The organism is Bacillus swezeyi, from assembly GCF_001969815.1.
Lineage (GTDB): Bacteria > Bacillota > Bacilli > Bacillales > Bacillaceae > Bacillus > Bacillus swezeyi.
Genome location: NZ_MRBK01000021.1, coordinates 41,299 through 60,948, shown reverse-complemented (window position 1 = coordinate 60,948; position 19,650 = coordinate 41,299). Strand labels below are relative to the sequence as shown.

Sequence of the window (19,650 nt, the reverse complement as noted above, 5' to 3'; positions counted from 1 at the left end):
CCGGTGAATTCGTGAAGAATCTCCGGCTTTTTGCATCTTAGACAAATGATGAAAACCATGTTCCGAGCAAGGTTCCGACATAATTGCCGATCAGATAGCCGAACGTTCCGACCAGCATGATCGGGGCGACAAGCTCCCGCCAGCCTTTTGCAATCGCCATCGCAGCCGCAGTCGTCGGACCGCCGACAGAAGCGTTGCAGGCAAGCAAAATTTCTTCAAGCCGAAAACGAAAGATTCTTCCCGCTGCCAGCGAGACGAGCAGATTGGAGATCGCGACAATAAAAACAAATGCCAAGAGAAGCGGAGCATTTATCAGGATGATTCGCAAGTCCGCAGGAATGCCGATTACCACAAAAAATAAATAAATCATATAAGTGCCGATTTCTTGTGTACCGCGCATCTTTTCAAAGTAACGCGGAAAGGCAAAAGTTGCGGCGAGCGTCAGCGTTGTCAGAACAAGATACTGGTCGCCGAGAATCCCGGATAATAGCCGAACGATAAACGAGTCGCTTTCAGAAGGGAACAGCCCTTGAAAAAAAGCGGCCGTTTTAACAGAAACAACGACAATCGCAAATGCCGTCCCCATATTCAAGGCAATGTCCCGAAGAGACATCTCGTTTCGCTTCCAGTAAGATTCAGCTTGATTTTTTTCGGGAGCAGCTATTTCAGATACGGAAAACTGTTTTTGAAACCATTTTAACGCAGGGATGCCCATTAAAATGAAAAAGAGCAAAGCCATCATAAAATTATCGGCAACAACTGTCGAAGATACGTACTCGCCCGGAGTTTGAAATTTTGCCGCCATTGCCGCAAAGTTCACGCCTCCTCCGATATAGGAAGCGCTGATCATCCCGCCGATTTTGTCAAGGTACGGGATTTGCTGTTTAAAAAGGAAAAATGCGATCATGCTTCCGATTACAGTACCGACAGAGCTGATGCAAAAAACAAACAAAAGCCGTCTGCTTTCTCTGACAATTTTCCGCAAGTTGATTTGAAAAAGCAGCAAAGGAATCGCAAGCGGAACGACATATGTCCAAACCGCATCATAAACAGGTGACTCAGTCGGAAGAATCCCCGCATTCGTAAACGCCATCGCCCCGCCAAGCGCAAGCACGGCCCCAGACACCGCGGCAGCCCAGCGAAACCGCTGCTCCAAATAAATGCTCACAGCCGCCCACATCGCAATAAATCCCCAAAGCACCCATACATCATCAGGTGAAATGAATGAAGAATTCATGAAAATCCCCCCGTTTCAGTTTAGTATTTTGAATAGTGTGATAATTAAATAGTGTAATAGGGGGGATGGGATTGAGCAATAGGGGGAGTATAAAAAACAGCAGAACAGAGGAGAAAATCTTTTATATCTAACTCTTTTGTGGTCATTTGTAAAATCAATACAAGAAAGAATTTGATCACCCCGCCCGTCTTGAAGATCACCTTGTGAATGACCCTTTTCCCGATGTTGTCATGTAAAACACAAAAAAACAAACCCTTGATTCGCAAGGGTTTGTTGGTATGATTTCGACTGGGGGGTACCTCAAGATTCCTTCTTAAAGCAAAAAGGCACCGTCTCTCACTTCACCTCAAATGAGCTCGATCCCCATGCTTCCGGAAACGCGGGTGCTCGGGAAGTATGGAACTTCTCATTTCTTTTGCTACAGGGTGTTCTGAGGTGAAAAACTGATGTTTTGATTGGTAAAGCTCGACTAATTCTCCTTTTTCCAGTACACCCAATGTGTCGCTAATCTCATAGGCGGCTTTAATATCATGGGTAATAAAAAGATAAGATAAGCCGAAGTCTGCCTTTAATTCGTTTAATAATGTTAAGATGAGTGCTTGGTTCACCATATCTAGACTGCTGACAGCTTCGTCTAGAACAATCAGTTTTGGTTTGAGGGAGATCGCTCTTGCAATATTGATCCTTTGCAATTGACCGCCGCTAAATTGGTGCGGGTATTTTTTTAAGTCCTTTTCGCTTAGTCCGACCCTTTCCAATAATTCAACAATGGTTCTTTTTTGTTCAGCTGCTGTAAGCTTTTCGTAGTTTTCTAAAGGCTCTGCAATAATACGTTCTGCGGTCATGCGGGGGTTGACCGATGAGTATGAGTCCTGAAAGACAGCTTGAAGATTACGGCGGATTTTTTGACGAATAGGCTTATCCGTAGTATAAATATCATGCCCTTGAAACAGAATTTGTCCATTTTGCGGTCGTTCCAAACCAAGAATTACTTTTCCTAACGTACTTTTACCTGCTCCGCTTGAACCAAGCAGTCCCAAGCATGTTCCGTCTTCAATAGAGAAGGAAATATCGGAAAGTACTGTTTTAGAATGATCTTTCCAGTTGAAAAACGTTCGCGAACCGTAGCTATGAGTGACTTCCTTTACTTGTAATAAACTCATTTGTTCACCCCTTTCAAGTCAAATGGATGATCGGATCATCTGCGTGTAATAGTGAGCGGGCATTTAATAGTTTCTTCGTATACTCATGCTGCGGCTCATCAAATAGCTGAAACACATCCGCTTTTTCTACTACTCTTCCACTATGCATCACGACGACTTCATCTGCCATTTCCGAAATGACGCCGAGGTCATGAGATATTAATAAAATGGCTGAACCAAATTCAGAGCGGATTTTATCCAAGTGGCGAAGCACTTTCTTTTGATTATGAACGTCAAGTGCGGTTGTTGGTTCATCAGCAATAATAACGGCTGGGTGCAGGCAGGCTGCAATGGCAATCATCACCCGCTGAAGCATACCGCCGCTCAATTGAAAAGGATAGTATTTTAAAAGTTGTCTAGGATTCGGAAGGTTCACATGATGCATGGCCTCAATGGCAAGTTCTCGTGCTTGTTTTTTACGATAAGATGTATGTGAGCAAATGGTCTCGATAAAATGATGGCCAATTGTAAAAACGGGTGTAAAAGCATTCATCGGATTTTGCATAATAAAGGCTAGATCCTTGCCGCGAATCCTGCGCATTTCTTTTTCACCTAAACCATTTAATTCGCGGCCTTGTAAAGCGATACTGCCTTTAATCGTTGTTGTTTTTTGATCAAGAAGCTGAAGAATGGACATACTGGTAACGGTTTTACCGCATCCGCTTTCCCCGACAAGGCCAAGTACGCTCGCACGCTTTAGATCGAAATTGATATCTTGAACAAGGGTCGCAGTACCGTTTTTTGTTTTTACCTGTATGTGTAAATCCCTGACTTGTAACACATTGGACTCTGTTCCCAACATACTCATTCCTTTTTAAAATCGTCGTTTGACACCGTACCGTTCTGATAAAGCTTCACCCAGCAAATTGAATGTTACAATAACAAGCATAATCATTAAACCTGGATAAAGCATTAATTCTGGATTCGTCCGAATATACGATTTTCCTTCGTGAATCATCGCTCCCCATTCAGGTGTAGGGGATTGTACTCCTAATCCTAGAAATGACATGGCGGATATATCCATAATGGCCCATCCCATTTCTAATGTACCCATTACGGCAAGCGGGGGAAGTACATTAGGGACAATATGATTTTTCATAATCTTCCATTGGGAAGAACCGCTTATTTTCGCAGCTGCAATAAAGTTTTGTTCTTTTAGACTAAGCACCATTCCCCTGAACATTCTCGCGTAGTAGACCCATTGCACAAGCATTAGCGCTAAGACGACTTGTGTAAGGCCAGGCCCAAATATTCCGACCAATCCAAGAATAAGAATCAGATTTGGGAAAGCCATCATTCCATCGCAAAACCTCATTAAAACATGATCAATCCAACCGCCTTTATATCCGGAAAAGATTCCAACGATTAAACCAATCACGATGGATGAAAGAAAGATAAGCATCGCAAAGCCTAACGAAATGCGTGCCCCATATAAAATGCGTGATAGGTTGCATCTTCCTAAATGATCGGTTCCGAGCGGGAAAGCCCATGAAGGCGGCTGTAGCTTATAAGCTAAATTGACAGCAATAGGGTCATTTGGTGCGATCCAGGGAGCAAATATGGCAATGATAAAAAGAATACCTAATATGATCGAACATATGGGAATCACTTTTTGACTTCTGAATATCTTACGTATACTTGTTATCATTGCTGGTATCCTTCTTTCCTGGAAATGCGCGGGTCAATATATATTTGAATCAGATCAACGATTAAATTGCTGACGATAAATAAGACAGCTGCAATTAGCACATAGCATTGAATGACAGGTATATCACGATTAAAAATCGCTTCAATAAAATAACGGCCAAACCCGGGCCAGGAAAACACGGCTTCAACGATAATCGTTCCAGTCAGCAGTTTTCCAAGATTCACCCCAAGTCCAGTAATCATCGGGGAAATGGCAATCTTTAAAACATGCTTTGCCATAATGGTTTTTTCAGCAATTCCCCTCGCCCTGGCAAATCGCACATAGGGCTCTTGCAAATGTTCAAGAACGCTGGCACGCAACAATCTTGTATAGATTGCAATTAAGGGAAGAGCCAGTGTCACGGAAGGTAAAACAAGGTGCTGCCATGTTCCAATTCCTTCAACTGGAAAAAGGTCAAGTTTAATAGAAAAGAAAAAAATCAATATATAACCTAGCCAAAAAGATGGAATCGACGCCCCTAAAAAAGAGAGAATACGGCTAAAGTGGTCGATTACGCTATTTTTCTTTACCCCAGCAAGAAAGCCTAGAGGGACACTGACGAGCAATGCTAGGATGATGCTACCTATAGCCAGCTGTATCGTAGCTGGCATTCGGTATGTAACCTCATCCCAAACCGGCTTATTCGAAACATAAGATATGCCAAAATCAAGTTGGCATATCTTTATAATAGAGTTTACATATTGAATGAAGAAAGGTTGATCTAAACCGAACTCTTGTCTTTTCTGAGCCAAAATCTCATCGGTCGGCTGAATATGAGCGGCTGCTAAATAAGCCTCAGCCGGATCCACTGGTGAAAGGTGGATCATTCCAGTCGTTAGAAGTGTTGCCAAAAGAAAAACCGGGATAATCGATACGATTCTTTTCAATATATAGGTGCCCATGAAAGCCTCCCGCTACTTACTATTCGATGCTAATTCCTGTGAATGGATGTTCGTCACGATTAGCAGGGAAAGTAAAATTCGTCACATCTTTTTGATAAATCGCTGTTTTCTTAATATAAGAAACAGGAATAATCGCACCTTGGTCTTGGATTGATTTTAAAATAGAAGAGTAAAGCTTTTGACGTTGTTTCTCATCTATAGTTTGAGGGACCTTTGCGATTTGTTTGAGTAATTCTTCTTTGTTCGAATATGCTGAAATCGCCTCATTAAATCCAAATCCTTCAGACGCCACAATGTTTAAGAACGTATGAGGATCATAAGGAGCTCCATAGTTACTAAAGAAATTAATGTCAAATTCATTTCCTTTAAACCGTTGAATTTGCTTTGTTAATTCAACACCGACAATGTTTAATTTAATACCAATGGCTGCCCACTCGGCTTGGAGGGTTTCCGCCATCGTTTTTTGAATCGATTCTGCAGAATTATACATGAGCTCGATTTCAAGCGGTTGTCCGTCTTTTTCACGAACTGTCTTCCCTTTAGGAAGCGTCCACCCAGCTTCGTCTAATAACGATTTCGCTTTTTCTGCATCATAATCGATTACATCAGCATCAATGTCTTTTGTGTAAGGCAGATTTGCCGGTAAAATATAATCTGATTTCTCTTCGTAGCCAGATGTATTCCCTTCAACCATTGCTTCTTTATTAAAACCGTAATGTAACGCCTGGCGTACCCGTTCATCCGAAAGCTGTTCTTTCTTCGTATTGATGACAAGTTGTCTCGTTGCGACCGGCTCGGAAATACGAGTTTCATATTTTCCGGTTGATTCTAATTGTTTAAAAGCGTCTAAACTAATGATACCTTCTCCATAAATAATGTCTAGATCACCTTTTTCAAAAGCAAGTACCCTTGTTTCCGCATCAGGAATGATTTTTACTTTGATTTTTTCTTCTTTAGGGAGCTCACCCCAATACTTTTCATTACGTTTGAAAACAGCATATTCATCAGCTTTATACTCTTCCAACACCCATGGACCTGTACCGACCGGTTTAACGACACCTTTTGAAGTATCACCATCTTCAGGGAATCCGGCTTCACCTAAGAAACGAACCGGTCGAACAACAGCTAACTCTTGAATGGTTGGATAATAGGGTTCCTTTAATGTCAATTGAAATGTATTTTCGTCGATCACATCTGTTCGTTCTATTTTCGTAATGAAACCTAACCAGCTGTGTAATTCAACATTCTTTAAAAGCGTATCAAAATTCTTTTTCACAATTTGTGCATTAAAGCTTGTTCCGTCTGAAAACTTCACACCTTTACGAAGATAAAACGTATATACTTTACCATCCTTGGAAATGTCCCATGATTCAGCAAGATGCGGTTTTAGATCGCCCCCATCTTGATAGCTTACTAACGGTTCATACACCATTGACTGAGCAAATAATTGCGAAGGATTATAAACATGAGGATTCATTTCCCCTACATCCTGCGGCCAAGCGATCGTAAGCATGTTGTCGTTTTCTCTTTTGGCCGCAGATCCTTCGCCAGCGTTAGTACAACCAATTAATACAGTTGATAATAATAAAATAAAAGCAGCTAAAAACAGTATATTTCGCCTATTTGCTCCATTAAACATTGTGCTTTCCTCCTGCTTGATGTTGATAATCATTTTCAATTGTATGCACAATGCAGGATACTGTCAATAAAGACTTGGAGGGGAGGGGGGTTCTTCTGATTTTTTGGAAATATTCAGGTGTTGGAGCCGCAACATTTTGGACACATAAGAAGGAATGAGCAGTCCGGTTTGAATTTGCTCGCTCCGCAAGCCGTGAGATCAATCTGGATGGTGAATGGTTAATTCATAGCAGAAGACATAGCAAAATATAAAGGAGATTAATGGTATTAAATTCCAAGATTGGTACTTAGAGATACAAGAAAATATTGATATCACAATAGATCAGCAGCAAAACAAAATCGTATTGCTGAATGATGAAGCAGATGAGATACATGCGATTATAAGTGTTTCAAATACTGGAGAATTGATGATTAGTCCTAGGTGGAATATAAATTTGGCGGTCAAAGACAAAACAATAAGGATATTCACAAACAGTTAGAAAAAAGAGGGAGATCTTTAATGTCTTCCTCTTTTTTTCATACAACGCAAACCCGGTGAAAAGCGGAGTGGTGAAATGTAATGGAGGGACTGTCCGAGACGGGATGAAGATCTTTTTAGATGTTAAAAACCAAGCAGAAAACATCTGCTTGGTTTAAAAACTAATACTTCGGCCAGCCTTTGGAATCCCAGTTTAAATCATTGATCAGCAGCTTAGGCGCCCCGTTGTCAAGCGCATCATAACCATGTCTGACGATGATGTTGCCGTTCACGATATCTGCGCCGCCTGGGCCCTTCCATTGGTCGTTTCCGGAGTCGAGGATTGTGCCTCCGCCTTCCGTCATTTTCTTGCCGCTTTTGTCATAGTAAGGTCCCGTAATTTTTGTTGAACGGCCGTAAGCCATCTTATAGGTGCTGTTAACACCCTGACAGCATTTATCGAATGAAACGAATAAATAATAGTAGCCGTTTTTGTAAGTAATAGACGGTGCTTCAAGCGCTCCGCCATTGCTCGGCCTTGAAGCGATGGAATAAAGCTTCCCTGTAGGTTTCATCGTGTTTTTATCAAGCTTTGTCAGCTTAATGCCGCTCCAAAATGAGCCGAAGGACAGCCACGGATTTCCTTCTTTATCAACGATCATTTCAGGGTCGATCGCATTATAATTGTTCGAGGTCGTCGTCCGGGTGACAAGTCCGTCGTCGCGCCATTTTCTGGAAGAGAGTCGGTCTGTTGAAGCCAGTCCGATCGCCGAAGTATTCGAGCCGAACGCGGATACCGCATAATAAAGCCAGTAGCGTCCATTATAATAGCTGATATCAGGCGCCCATTGATTTTTTTCATGGTTCGGTACATATTTTTTCCACCATGATAATGGAGTTGAAAAAATGCTTGGCGACGCACTCCAAGTTTTTCCGTCTGTAGATTTGATGACACGGATGCCGTTGCCAATGCCCGTTCCAAATGTATACCATGTATTTCCTTCTTTGATCATGGAAGGATCATGAATGGTATTGTCCCCTTTGGTATTCCAAAAAGTCGCTGATGTTGGTTCAGCTGCCGAAAAAATAAGCAGAAATAATAAAATAAAAGCGGATATGATAGACTTAGACACAGTCGTTCTCCTTTCAATTTTCGCGTTTGTTATAAAAACTCGGCCCTCCTCTTTGAGTAAATAGAATTTCCTTACATTCCGCACCTTATTTTAGCAGGCGTTTATGATCCCTAAATCGGACATTTGACTTGTTTTCTAGTCCCAAAATAAAACTGACACCCAAGAAAATGGCTGTCAGAAGATTGCAATCAGTCAAAGGTAATTTTGTTGTTCAACAGTTTAATGATTATGATGGTTATTTCGACCTGTTGTTATAATCAATGATAGAAAAAATAATTTGCTCACCTTTTTTCGTTCCGACGCATCTCACGCGTACCGACATTATGAAATACTTTGAACATGAAATGAAGAGCCGTCTTAAAGGGCATCATTCTCTATTAATGACCAGAACCGGCGAAATAGCTTTTACTTACCCTATGATGAGCAAGCCTGCAAATGAATTTACCCGAAATCGCCTTACCTGTCCTATTCGGAATATTGTACGCTTTTTAAGACAAAAAGACAGCCGTCTTAAAGTCCGTCTGTCTTTGAAAAAGGAGTTTGCCAATAATTCGATTCATCCAGTTGTTGTCAAAGCTAAGAATAAAAAAACAAACCCTTGCTTAGCAAGGGTTTGTTGGTATGATTCCGACTGGGCTCGAACCAGCGACCTCTACCCTGTCAAGGTAGTTGATGGCTTCTGAACTAGTATGTGCGATTCTGATATGTTCCTTTATTTCAAGGGTTGTTGAATCTCGTATCCGATAATATCTGAAAGAAAATGATGTTTGTTGGCAGTGTTGGACAACAATTCGCCAACAGTTTTCCATATAATTGTATATGATGGCGAAGAAAAAACCCCCTTGAATTAAGGGGGATCCGGGCAGGGATTGATACCATTGCACATTTAAAATAGCTTAGCATTTTGATTATTAAAGCAACGTTTCAATCCTTTTTAGGATTAAATTGATTAAAATATTCAGCAGTTTTATTTTCGAGTTCTTCTGTGACATGACCATAAATATTAGAGGTAATTTGTGGACTTGCATGACCAGCTCTTTTTTGAATTGCACTCATATTTTCTCCAGCTTCAATAAGTAATGCTACCATAGTGTGCCGAAGATCATGCAAACGTATATTCTTCACATCATATTTCTTTTTAAATTTTGACCACTTATTTGTAGGTGTAGTGTAGTAGTATGGTTTTCCTTTCCCGTTATGAAAGATGTATTGATGATCTTCGCCTTCCCAAGCATCTCCAAGTATATCTTTTTCTTTTTGCCACATTCGATAATATGCTGCCAATTCTTTCATGTAAAAATCGGGCATTTTCACAAAACGTTTTGAACTCCATGATTTTGGGTCTTTTACGAGGGGATTCCCATTAATTGTTTTTGGAATTGATCGATTTACACGAAAACCACCTTTCTCCCAATCTACATCTAAATGCCATTCAAAGGCTGTTCCTTCACCACGTCTAAAACCGCCGATCATAGCTCCTAAAAAATATAATCGCCATTTCATTTCTATTTTATAAAGAGCCGCAATGCACTGTTTTGCTTCATGGGCTTCGAAGTATTTCATTTCTTTTTTTTGTACTTCGGGAGGGGTCAATCCTTCCAAAGGGTTAACACTTATTAATTTCCATTGCTTTACTGCGACATTAAACATCGATTTTAATACTTTGTATATGTCTCGTCGTGTGGAATCTGCAAGACCTCCTGTTTTTCCATCTATTCGAATACCGTCTTTTTCTAAGCTATCCATAAATTCAACAATATGCATGGTTCTTATTTGATCAAGTTTAAGATGGCCAAGGGCAGGTACTATATAATTTTTTAAATGGGATAGATGCATTTCAGATGTTCTATATGCATATTTTTTAAATATAATTTTTTCTATATATTTATTGGCGAATGATTCAAATGTTGTCTTCTCAGGTTTGATATATTCACCAGCTTCTACTTCAATTTTAAATTTGTAAAGCTGATCATCAAGGTGGTTTTTAAGTTTTCTCTTTGTTTTTAACAAAGCATCTTCTACTCGAATTGTTTTTGTAAATCGTTCTCGTTTCTTTTTTATTGGATTGAATCCTGTTTCAACAACAAGTAACCAAGAATTCTTACCTCTTTGCTGATAATGAGCCACACTAATTCCTCCTACGAATTGAAACGTATGTTCTGTTTTCGATGAAAATAAAAAGCCCAAAAAGGGCATTTTTATTTTGTTTTGAAATACATTTCTCCTGGTTCGTATAAACTTTTATAACCAATAAGGAAATCATCACCTTGCTTCACCTGCTGCACAATAAAGCCTTCCTTTGAAGTTCCTGCGTAAATGTTTCCTTCTAATCCATTGGAGATATAAGGCTTTTCTGCATTATAAATTTGGCCATCATGAGATACAAAATCAAAACTAAATTCTTGAGCAATTGTAATCGGATATTTTTCGTTTTCGATTTTATCTAATCCGAATTTTACTTTGACAAGTGCCCACTCATAACCCTCTTCAGCTTTAGAGTTTGTGCTACTCTCTTCTTTTAAAATTTCATATGCTTTTTTTCCTCTAATCACCTCTTCAACAGTGATACTTATTTCAGCTTCATATTTTTTACCGTCATCCCCAAGAACAGAATCGATAATTACCTCGGAGTCTTTAAATTTAAAGGGATTCTTTATGCTACCAAGTTCAGCAGTTTCGCTCTCTTGCTCCGAGGCTTCATTGTCAGCTTTATTGCTTGTGGTGTTATTGCAAGCGGCCAATGAAAGAAACAATATCAAACTTACAGTAAAAATAATTGATCGATTTTTCATATGTATTTCCCCTTTTATATGAATATTTACCCTATCGATTGATATGACATATGATCCAAATTTCCTATTGTGTGTCAAAATTTTTTTAGGTGACATAACTCTTTCGGAACGCCATAGATTCCGGCAATTTCTTTCAGTGATAAATTAGTATCTTTATAGCTCAAAATATATTCATCAGGTAAAAGCATTTCAACTGTGAACTTGTTAGCTTCGACTTCTATTTTTTCAGATGCATAAAAGGTTCTGCTCTTTAGAAAGGGAGCATTTGAGTTAGGGTGAAGTACGGCATGTCCTAATTCATGACAACAAACAGGCCGATGATACGTTTCATCAAGCCGGTTGTTAATATGAATAAACTGATATCGTTTATAAGAGCTGTAGTACCCTAACGCTTTTCCTAAGTCTTCAAATAAGATCATGATATTGAGTCTTTCCGCAATTTCAAATGGATCATTGGTATTGAATCTCTTAATAAGTTCATTGACCTTCCCTTTTATAAAGTGCATTACTCTTTCTCACTCCTACTTTCTATATTTTTTCGGGGTGAATTTTTGTTTTGCCATCCGTTTAGCTAAACGCATAGAATTCTTTAGCGACTCGATTAAAAGTTCTTTATCCTCGGGATCCATATCATCGATAGTTTGACCATCGTAATGAGAGTAACCATTTTCACTTTCGAGATTGTTTATAATCTTTTCTAAATCCCGGGCAATGTCTTTCTCATCTTTTTCAGTTAGTTCAGGAAGATTTGAATCCCAATCTGACTCTTCTTTCTTATCTATATAGCCGGCGGCTCTTAAAAGCTCCTCATAAGGATAGTCATATGCTTTAGCAAATCTTTTTAATGTCTCGGGGGAGGGTTTTACAGGTGTCTTTGTTCCGTGTTTAACTCCTTTTTCAACATCAGCAATATACGTATGACTTAATCCCGTTAATTCGGCTGCTTTTCTAAGTGAAAGCTTTCCGCGTAAGTTCCTAAGCAGGCTACCCAATTCATTCATAATATTATTTCTCCTTATGTTGCCTTTGTATAACATATTGTAAACCAAAACTGACAAATAAAAAAATAGGGAACAAAAACTTTTTTGTTGTACTTAGTTGACAGTTTGTTGCCTTAGGTGTACAATTTGTATCGTAAACAACAGGCAACAAAAAAGTGAGGTGAATCCATATTGAAAAATAGAGTTAAATATCTTCGCAAAAGTGAAGAGTTTGATTTAACGCAAGAACAGCTGGCTAAAGAAATTGGTGTATCTAGGTACACTATTGCTGCTATTGAGAAAGGTTCAAATACTTCAGGTGAAATTGTGATTAAAATCGGAAACTTTTTTGATAAAGATCCAAGAGAAATTTTTTTTATAGATGATGTTGCCTACAGTTTACAAAATGGAAGCAGATTTGATTCAGCTTAGGAGGTTAAATATGACACGCAATACTTTAACTGTACAAGAAGCTGCTGACTATTTGGGAGTACACCATGACACCATCTACGCAATGGTTAGAGAAAATCAGATACCACACTTTCGTGTTCGGAAGCGCATCTTTTTTACAAGGCCTAGTATTGATGCCTGGATTAATGCTCAAGAAAACAAAATTATTGAGAAGGCATGTGAGTCACTCTAACCAATATTAGCCCTACCCTAAATAAAGCTTACATCCATTAATTGTATATAAAAATGAGGAATTCTATACAAACGAAAGAGAGGAATTGAAATGTCAAAGATTAGCCGCTCAATACGTCATCTTCTTGATGCTGAGAAGATGACCGGCAGTCAATTAGCCCTTGACTTGAATGTGTCAGAACAAATGGTCAGTCATATGAAAAATGACAGACGAAAGATGCCTTTTGATGTTGCTGAAGCAGCTTTAAGGAAATTTGATCAACCATTTTTTGCAATGGGAGTCATGTTTCATTTTTCAGATGGATGTGCGCCGCCTGTTTTTTCAGGCGATAGTGTTGAAAGACATCGTTTGGCTTTTGAAGAAATCATGGTCAATGAGGCGCAAGAGGTAATTCGGACCCTTCACGAAGTCAGCTTTGTAAAGAACCCGAAAATAGTATCTGTTGAGGAAAAGGAGCGTGTAAAAGAAGCCATAAAAGAGCTCCTTGACGTTGAGGCGTGGGCAAAAAATTTAGCTGCTTTGCTTTGCAAGGAATATGGGATTTCTCTGAAAGAATGTTACCGAAAGCGCGGGATAACGTGGAAAGCAAGGGGATGGGTTACGGAGTGAAAATAAATCTAAATCAGTTTCTTCAATCAGATTTGAGACAAGCAGCTATCGAGATGATTTGTATTGAAGAGTTAGCAAGAATGTTGATCATAGCAATACATGAAGGCGATTCAGGAAAGGCAGACAATGCGATTAGAGATATTCAAAAATCACATAACGAGCTTAAGAGATTAAGAGAAAACAAGCGTAAATTTTCAAGTGCTATACAGATTATAAATCAGTCTCAATCTCCAACAGAACTAATTGAAAAATTGGAAAGGATGTTTTAAATGAACTTTGTTCTTACTGCAAGTCGATTAATGAAAGGATCACAGGTTCGTGAAGATTGTAAGAGAGCGAGAGAAAATCCAGCTCTGGTTTTACTCGCAGAGGCAGAAATCAAGAAGTCATTAAATGAAATGAAAAAGCAGCAAGCCGGCACGCTCACTGCTTCAACCAAAGATGTTGTGAATTCATTATAAAGCTTTATCTGAAAATCGGCAAGCGTACTTGTGCTTGTCGTCATGGCCGGGGACGTATCCATTCCTTTTGTATACCCTCCGTTTTCTCCGTTCCTGGCTGTGACGATGCGCACAAGCATCGGAAAGAAGGTGAAATTATGGGTGCAACATTTGATTCTGTAGAGGAATTGGTTCATGCCACGAAAGTTGTTGGAGAACTTCGTATGGCCATCTGTGCAGCAAAGACTAGAGCCGAGTTGTTTTCATATGAGGTAGGAGAAGAAGTTCTTCAAGAGGCAATGGGACAGACAGCTTTAGAACTTTCCGAGGCGTTAAACAAACACAAATTGTAAGGAGGGCTAGTATGGAGCATCCGTTAATTACTCAAATTGAGCGGACTGGTTATCCTGCGTCTTTTCCGAAAAAGGATAAGACGGTTAGGGATTTCTATGGGGAAGAGGTATCGCTTGTTCATGATGATTATGTCTTGGATAAAAACCAAGGCGAAATCATTTATATCGATAATCTTCCGCGCTATTTAAAAGAGGAGCTTGAATTTGAATTTTATACGGGCAAATAAAAAAAATCCCACTCTGCACAAGTGGGTGGTGAAAGGGCTTAAGTGGGCTCTTTCGTAATACACACGATTCTTGATGATAGTTTATCAAAATGCCTCATGAAAAACAAGGAGGTTTCCATACATGGCAAAACCATATGGAATCATTAATTTTAGTTCAGATCGATTTGATCAATGGCGTTTATCAGAAGTAAAGGGTGTAATCACTGTGAAAGACCGTAAGCCTGCTTTTCAATTCGATACAAAGGAACAGTTTGAACGTTACCTTCAATTGAATAGCTTCCGTGGAAGGGTGGGTGTTTGATGCTGGCACAGGTTTACATGCCAACAGAGAACATGACAGAGGAACAATGGCTTGAAGCGCGGCGAGCAGGTATCGGTGGATCTGACGCCGCGGCCATTGCCGGGCTGAGTAAGTGGAAAACACCAATGTCTGTCTATCTGGATAAGGTTGGGCAGGCTCCGAAAGAGGATTCATCAGGCGAGGCAGCATATTGGGGCAATATTCTCGAGGAGACGGTTGCCAGGGAGTTTTCAAAGCGGACGGGTAAAAAGGTACGCCGTCGCAAGGCCATTCTGCAGCATCCTGATTATCCTTTTATGCTTGCCAACGTAGACAGGCTCATTGTTGGTGAACAGGTGGGTCTAGAATGTAAAACAGCGTCAGAATACCTCAAGAACGACTGGGACGGTGAGGAAGTTCCAGAAGCCTATCTGGTCCAATGCCAGCATTATATGGCGGTGACAGGTTTTAAAGCTTGGTGGATTGCTGTTTTAATCGGCGGAAACAAATTCGTTTATAAGAAGATAGAACGGGACGAAGAGCTTATCAAGTACCTCATTCAGGTTGAAAAAGAATTTTGGGAAAACCATGTCCTGAATGAGATTCCCCCTATGTTTGATGGTTCTGAGGCTTCCACAGAGCTTTTAACTTATATGTATCCTGTTGGCCTTGAGGACGAAAAAGAACTGCCTCTTGCGGCGAATGAACTGATTGATCGCTATAAAGAGGCCAAGGCCGAAGAGAAAAAAGCAAAAGAACAGCTGAAAGAAGCAGAAAACCAATTAAAGGGGATGCTAGGGGAATATGAGACCGGGAATGTCGGCAATGTCCGAGTCATCTGGAAAACTGTCACGGCTATCCGTTTTGATAAAAAAGCATTCGCTGCTGAACACCCTGAACTCTTTGAAAAATTCACTAAACCTTCAACTCATAGAAGATTCAGCGTAAAGGAGCTTAAAGAAAATGGCTAAAAACGCAGATATTCGTAATCAGTTAGCAAATAAAGTTAATGCTGTTCAAACACAATCAGAGGAAGAACCTAAAACTATTGCAGGTTATCTTAAGAAACTGCAGCCAGAGCTTCAAAAAGCTTTGCCGAAACACATTACACCAGAGCGAATTACAAGAATTGTTTTAACAACAATTAGAAACAATCCAGCATTGCAAGAGTGTTCACCAGCTTCATTACTTGGTGCAGTTATGCAGTCTGCCCAGTTAGGACTCGAACCCGGGATAGTAGGACACTGTTATCTTGTACCATTCAATAGAAAAATTAAAGGTCAAAATGGAGCGCCAGATCAATGGGTAAAAGAGGTTCAGTTCATCATTGGTTATAAAGGCATGATTGACCTTGCCAGGCGATCAGGACATATACAAAGCATATATGCTCATACTGTCCATGAAGCCGATGATTTTGTCTATGAATTGGGGCTGCATCCCAAGCTGATTCATAAACCGGCTACAGGTCACAGAGGGGCTATGACTCATGTTTATGCAGTTGCCCACTTTAAAGACGGGGGTTATCAATTCGAGGTATTCAGCAAGCAAGATGTTGAAAACGTGCGTAAACGGAGTAAATCGAAGGATAACGGCCCATGGAAAACAGACTATGAAGAAATGGCAAAGAAAACTGTCATTCGTCGTATGTGGAAGTACCTTCCGATAAGCATAGAAATTCAGCAACAAGTTTCTCAGGATGAGACGGTTCGTAAGGATATAACAGCAGAAGCACAGTCAGTATATGATGATGAATTAGTTCACGGGAGTTCAGATGTCCCGGTTATCAATGCCCCTGAACCCGAACAGACAAAAGAAGAAAATCAAGAAGTAAAACCAAGCGTGCAGGACGACGCTGATCCATTCAATGGCGAGCCTATAAACATCAAGCAGGATGAGTTCCCATTCGATGATTAAGGTGGCAATTCCCTTCTGTTACAAGTGGATGACGGAAGGGGCTTCTAACCGGGCTGAATTGTTCCGCGCCTATGTTGAGGGATACCTAAGGGCAAGTGAACCTAATTTATATTTAGTCCGCATCAGCGGCATGACAGCTCTTTGTAAACAGAAAGGAGGAGATTGACGTGCAGGGATGGATTAAGCTACACCGGAAGATAGTTGATCATGAAATATGGAGTGATGTAACGACATTTCGGCTGTTCACCTTACTTCTGCTTAAAGCAAGTCATAAGGACGGAATAAAAATTAACGGTATTGAACTGAAAAAAGGTCAGTACATAAGATCCTATTCAAAATTATGTGACGACCTTGAATTTAAAGAAGGACGGGCGTTTAAAAAAGTCTCAAAAAGCACCATTTTACGTTCTGTGAAAAAACTCGTGAAAAACGGAATGATCACCGTTAGTGAAACGGATAGCGGAACGTTGTTTACCATCGTTAAATATCAATTGTATCAAGGGTTTAGCCTTACAGATGAATCGTTTCACGAAACGGATAATGAACCTTTAGCGAAACGACCGCAGAACGATCACGGAACGATCGCGGAACAAAAACAAGAATTAAAGAATTTAAGAAGAGAAGAAGAGGAAGAGAAATACTCAGCTTTTCAACAAATTGAAAACAAATTTCTGCAGCGGAAAGGTAGCTTGTTTTTATCGCCTATGGATTCTCAGTCGATCAATCGACTTCTTAAAGACAAAATACCTTTGGAATATATCTTGAAATGGATTGATGAAATATTCGATGAGTACAAGCTGAAACATCGTGCCGACACCATCAAATCTTTTGCTTACTGTGAAAAAGGCATTCTTGATCGATGGGCCAAGCTTCAGCGACAGCAATCGAATGTCAAAGAGTTCCCTAATAAGAAAAAACAAAACAGCTTCGATGCATTGGCCGAATACGCCAGAGAGCACGGCATTCAGATGGGGGGATAAACGTGGAAGTGAACCAGGCAATGGAGATCCTGCAAAGAATAGCTGCTGCTTATACAAAATTCGATTTAACCGGCGATGTTGGTAAAAAGCGAATTGAACTCTGGATTGATCATCTTAGCAAATTGCCATATGAGCCGGTTCTCGCGAAAGTGGACGAGCACATTTTAAATAATCGATTTCCACCATCTATTGCTGAGATTAAAGTCAGACAGCCAGAGAAAAACGAATTTTTAGCAAAACAGAAAGAGTGGGCACGCAATGCAAAATATTCTCCAAAACGTTGAGGCTGAACAGGCTCTGCTCGGCTGTATTCTCGTAGAAAGTGACCTGATTAAAGAATTGTCTCTTCAGCCCGAGCATTTTTCTGAAACGAGACATCAAGTCATTTTTAAGGCCATGCGTGAGGTTGAAAAGCTCGGCAAGTCCGTTGATATGGTTACCACGGTTACAAAATTAGGCGATTCCGTTGAGCAAGTAGGCGGCCTTCAATATTTAACGGACTTAGGTAGTGCAGTGGCCAGCACCGCCAATTTCTTGGCCTATCAGACATTGATTTACGAAACTTATAGATTACGAGAAATGAAAAAGATTGCGATTGAATTCGCAAATACTCCGACCGACGACGGGATCACGGAGCTATATAAACGAGCGATGGAGCTTCAAGAAATCGGAATTGAAAAAAACCGTACGAAACAGGATGTCCTCATGGAGATTTACAACGACATGCATGAGGAGAAGGAGGACATCACAGGCATAAACACTGGCTTAATCGATCTGAACGCCATGACAGGCGGCTGGCAGGATGGTGACTTAATTGTGTTAGCCGCTCGCCCATCGATGGGAAAGACCGCTTTTGCATTACACATGGGGAAATCAAATTGTGAGAAAGGCGGAGTGACCGACATTTTTTCACTTGAAATGCCAGACAAGCAATTAACTCACCGTCTACTCAGCAATCTTGGGAACATCGAGGGATCGAAGTGGAAGAATCCCCGAAAATTCTTTAGCGATCACGATTATGAGAATGCAACCAAAGCCATTGGAGAGTATGAAAGTTGGAATATCAACATTCACGATCAACCTGCTCAAACACTGGCAGATATACGTTCAAAAATTCGAAAGACGAAAAAAGAAAATCCGGATAACCAAAAGCATTTGGTCATCATCGACTATCTGCAGCTTATCAGAGCTATAGGGAAGTATGAAAGAAGGGACTTAGAGGTCGGGAGCATTACTGCGGAATTGAAGGAAATGGCCCGAGCATTCAAGATCCCGATCATTCTTCTTTCTCAATTATCCAGGGCGGTAGAGCAGCGGCAGGATAAGCGGCCAATGATGTCTGATTTAAGGGAGTCCGGAAGCATCGAACAAGATGCTGATGTCGTCATGTTTCTTTACCGTGATGATTACTACAACAAAAATTCTGAACTAAAAAACATTATTGAAATTGATCTTGCCAAGCAGCGGAACGGTCCGACCGGCATGATACAAGCAAGCTTTATCAAAGAATACGGAAGGTTTTTAAACCTTTCCAGGCAGATGGATGCCGGTTTGGCCGGATAAGAAAGGAGAAATCGTATTGAGTGAAAAATCAACGACAGACACCGTCAGTGAGCGGCAGGATTATTTGATTCATGAGCTTATCAGATATGGTCAATATGAATCAGATGATGGCCGTCAGCTCTATGAGTTATCGCTTGCAGAGCTTGAGTGGCTTCACATAAAAGTGAAATGTGATTTTGGCCGTAAAATGACATGCGAGGCGGGAGATTGATGAGAGTGTTTCAATCACTACGATGTTTAGCATTTATTACATTCACGCCAGAAGAGAAGATTCAAAGATTCATTCATAGCTGGCTATCTGATGACGGGAGGTAGAGGTTAGTGATTAGAATTGGCGATTGGATTTATATAAGTACACGGAAATACAAAGGAAATGCATTTGTGATGGACAAAGCACAAGATGTGCTTTTAGTCCAGATTCCTTCTGGCACTCTACCGCGAGTTTCTATCCATTCTGTAACGAAACTCGATGAACGACTGAGGGACAAAGATTTTCAGGTGCTCATTGATCTTGCCTTGGATTTGGGAGATAAAAAATGGTTTGACGAGTTGGCAGAGCGACGCCGGGAGGTCATGAGATAATGCCGAGGTTTTTCCTTGCAATCGTGCTTCT

The 19,650-nt window shown here is 40.4% G+C and carries 27 protein-coding genes; 16 read left to right on the top strand and 11 right to left on the bottom strand.

The annotated features are described in order from the left end of the window. Positions 1 to 37 precede the first annotated feature (37 nt). The 7 genes from BTA30_RS17220 to abnA form a co-directional block, all read right to left on the bottom strand. The gene (locus tag BTA30_RS17220) at positions 38 to 1,237 is read right to left on the bottom strand and encodes a DUF819 family protein (protein WP_076762541.1); all 1,200 of its coding nucleotides are present in this window, start codon (positions 1,235 to 1,237) and stop codon (positions 38 to 40) included. A 341-nt stretch (positions 1,238 to 1,578) separates the two neighbouring features. Next, positions 1,579 to 2,400, bottom strand: a complete 822-nt coding sequence (gene nikE / locus BTA30_RS17215; protein ID WP_076762540.1) for a nickel import ATP-binding protein NikE — start codon at positions 2,398 to 2,400, stop codon at positions 1,579 to 1,581. Between the two features lie 13 nt (positions 2,401 to 2,413). Next, the gene (gene nikD / locus BTA30_RS17210) at positions 2,414 to 3,238 is read right to left on the bottom strand and encodes a nickel import ATP-binding protein NikD (protein ID WP_076762551.1); all 825 of its coding nucleotides are present in this window, start codon (positions 3,236 to 3,238) and stop codon (positions 2,414 to 2,416) included. A gap of 15 nt (positions 3,239 to 3,253) precedes the next feature. Continuing rightward, the gene (gene nikC / locus BTA30_RS17205) at positions 3,254 to 4,087 is read right to left on the bottom strand and encodes a nickel ABC transporter permease subunit NikC (protein ID WP_076762539.1); all 834 of its coding nucleotides are present in this window, start codon (positions 4,085 to 4,087) and stop codon (positions 3,254 to 3,256) included. Beyond that, on the bottom strand, positions 4,084 to 5,028 hold the full coding sequence (nikB, locus tag BTA30_RS17200; protein ID WP_076762538.1) for a nickel ABC transporter permease subunit NikB: 945 nt from the start codon (positions 5,026 to 5,028) through the stop codon (positions 4,084 to 4,086). Before nikB ends, nikC begins: the two co-directional genes overlap by 4 nt. Positions 5,029 to 5,047: 19 nt before the next feature. Further along, complete coding sequence (gene nikA, locus BTA30_RS17195; RefSeq protein ID WP_076762537.1) at positions 5,048 to 6,667, bottom strand: nickel ABC transporter substrate-binding protein; 1,620 nt, start codon at positions 6,665 to 6,667, stop codon at positions 5,048 to 5,050. Between the two features lie 638 nt (positions 6,668 to 7,305). Further along, on the bottom strand, positions 7,306 to 8,256 hold the full coding sequence (gene abnA, locus BTA30_RS17190; RefSeq protein WP_411813154.1) for an arabinan endo-1,5-alpha-L-arabinosidase AbnA: 951 nt from the start codon (positions 8,254 to 8,256) through the stop codon (positions 7,306 to 7,308). Between the two features lie 323 nt (positions 8,257 to 8,579). On the opposite strand from abnA, the gene BTA30_RS23090 reads away from it, so the two are divergent. After that, positions 8,580 to 8,939, top strand: coding sequence for a hypothetical protein (locus BTA30_RS23090; RefSeq protein WP_142243716.1), 360 nt, complete (start codon positions 8,580 to 8,582; stop codon positions 8,937 to 8,939). Between the two features lie 241 nt (positions 8,940 to 9,180). Here BTA30_RS23090 and BTA30_RS17185 read toward each other — a convergent pair whose 3' ends face one another. From BTA30_RS17185 to BTA30_RS17170, 4 genes are all read right to left on the bottom strand, one after another. Continuing rightward, the gene (locus BTA30_RS17185; RefSeq protein WP_076762536.1) at positions 9,181 to 10,383 is read right to left on the bottom strand and encodes a tyrosine-type recombinase/integrase; all 1,203 of its coding nucleotides are present in this window, start codon (positions 10,381 to 10,383) and stop codon (positions 9,181 to 9,183) included. A gap of 71 nt (positions 10,384 to 10,454) precedes the next feature. After that, entirely contained in the window at positions 10,455 to 11,048 is a 594-nt protein-coding gene (locus tag BTA30_RS17180) for a DUF4352 domain-containing protein (RefSeq protein ID WP_026586494.1), read from the bottom strand. A 74-nt stretch (positions 11,049 to 11,122) separates the two neighbouring features. Then, positions 11,123 to 11,554 (bottom strand): ImmA/IrrE family metallo-endopeptidase, encoded by a 432-nt coding sequence (locus BTA30_RS17175; protein WP_076762535.1) that lies wholly within the window; start codon positions 11,552 to 11,554, stop codon positions 11,123 to 11,125. 15 nt (positions 11,555 to 11,569) lie between these two features. After that, on the bottom strand, positions 11,570 to 12,049 hold the full coding sequence (locus BTA30_RS17170; protein WP_076762534.1) for a helix-turn-helix domain-containing protein: 480 nt from the start codon (positions 12,047 to 12,049) through the stop codon (positions 11,570 to 11,572). Positions 12,050 to 12,220: 171 nt separating this feature from the next. On the opposite strand from BTA30_RS17170, the gene BTA30_RS17165 reads away from it, so the two are divergent. The 15 genes from BTA30_RS17165 (at position 12,221) to BTA30_RS17095 (ending at position 19,619) form a co-directional block, all read left to right on the top strand. Then, positions 12,221 to 12,460, top strand: a complete 240-nt coding sequence (locus tag BTA30_RS17165; RefSeq protein ID WP_076762533.1) for a helix-turn-helix transcriptional regulator — start codon at positions 12,221 to 12,223, stop codon at positions 12,458 to 12,460. 10 nt (positions 12,461 to 12,470) lie between these two features. Next, a complete protein-coding gene (locus BTA30_RS17160; RefSeq protein ID WP_076762532.1) occupies positions 12,471 to 12,671 on the top strand; it encodes a helix-turn-helix domain-containing protein in 201 nt (66 codons plus the stop codon). 90 nt (positions 12,672 to 12,761) lie between these two features. After that, complete coding sequence (locus BTA30_RS17155; protein ID WP_076762531.1) at positions 12,762 to 13,280, top strand: helix-turn-helix domain-containing protein; 519 nt, start codon at positions 12,762 to 12,764, stop codon at positions 13,278 to 13,280. Further along, positions 13,277 to 13,549, top strand: coding sequence for a hypothetical protein (locus BTA30_RS17150; RefSeq protein WP_076762530.1), 273 nt, complete (start codon positions 13,277 to 13,279; stop codon positions 13,547 to 13,549). Before BTA30_RS17155 ends, BTA30_RS17150 begins: the two co-directional genes overlap by 4 nt. Continuing rightward, positions 13,550 to 13,741, top strand: coding sequence for a hypothetical protein (locus BTA30_RS17145; protein ID WP_076762529.1), 192 nt, complete (start codon positions 13,550 to 13,552; stop codon positions 13,739 to 13,741). It abuts the gene before it with no gap. A gap of 137 nt (positions 13,742 to 13,878) precedes the next feature. Beyond that, complete coding sequence (locus BTA30_RS17140) at positions 13,879 to 14,073, top strand: hypothetical protein (protein ID WP_076762528.1); 195 nt, start codon at positions 13,879 to 13,881, stop codon at positions 14,071 to 14,073. Positions 14,074 to 14,084: 11 nt separating this feature from the next. Beyond that, complete coding sequence (locus BTA30_RS17135; RefSeq protein ID WP_076762527.1) at positions 14,085 to 14,300, top strand: YqaI family protein; 216 nt, start codon at positions 14,085 to 14,087, stop codon at positions 14,298 to 14,300. 121 nt (positions 14,301 to 14,421) lie between these two features. Beyond that, on the top strand, positions 14,422 to 14,601 hold the full coding sequence (locus BTA30_RS17130; protein ID WP_076762526.1) for a YjzJ family protein: 180 nt from the start codon (positions 14,422 to 14,424) through the stop codon (positions 14,599 to 14,601). Further along, positions 14,601 to 15,551 (top strand): YqaJ viral recombinase family nuclease, encoded by a 951-nt coding sequence (locus BTA30_RS17125; RefSeq protein ID WP_076762525.1) that lies wholly within the window; start codon positions 14,601 to 14,603, stop codon positions 15,549 to 15,551. Before BTA30_RS17130 ends, BTA30_RS17125 begins: the two co-directional genes overlap by 1 nt. Continuing rightward, on the top strand, positions 15,544 to 16,494 hold the full coding sequence (gene recT / locus BTA30_RS17120) for a recombination protein RecT (protein ID WP_076762524.1): 951 nt from the start codon (positions 15,544 to 15,546) through the stop codon (positions 16,492 to 16,494). Before BTA30_RS17125 ends, recT begins: the two co-directional genes overlap by 8 nt. 167 nt (positions 16,495 to 16,661) lie before the next feature. Next, positions 16,662 to 17,474, top strand: a complete 813-nt coding sequence (locus BTA30_RS17115) for a hypothetical protein (protein ID WP_076762523.1) — start codon at positions 16,662 to 16,664, stop codon at positions 17,472 to 17,474. Between the two features lie 2 nt (positions 17,475 to 17,476). Beyond that, positions 17,477 to 17,758 carry a replicative helicase loader/inhibitor gene (locus tag BTA30_RS17110; protein ID WP_076762522.1) on the top strand — a complete coding sequence of 94 codons (282 nt, stop codon included), beginning with the start codon at positions 17,477 to 17,479 and terminating at the stop codon, positions 17,756 to 17,758. Beyond that, entirely contained in the window at positions 17,733 to 19,037 is a 1,305-nt protein-coding gene (dnaB, locus tag BTA30_RS17105) for a replicative DNA helicase (RefSeq protein WP_076762521.1), read from the top strand. Before BTA30_RS17110 ends, dnaB begins: the two co-directional genes overlap by 26 nt. 16 nt (positions 19,038 to 19,053) lie before the next feature. Beyond that, the gene (locus BTA30_RS17100) at positions 19,054 to 19,248 is read left to right on the top strand and encodes a Fur-regulated basic protein FbpA (RefSeq protein ID WP_239693603.1); all 195 of its coding nucleotides are present in this window, start codon (positions 19,054 to 19,056) and stop codon (positions 19,246 to 19,248) included. A 110-nt stretch (positions 19,249 to 19,358) separates the two neighbouring features. Further along, positions 19,359 to 19,619, top strand: coding sequence for an IDEAL domain-containing protein (locus BTA30_RS17095; RefSeq protein WP_076762520.1), 261 nt, complete (start codon positions 19,359 to 19,361; stop codon positions 19,617 to 19,619). Positions 19,620 to 19,650 lie beyond the last annotated feature (31 nt).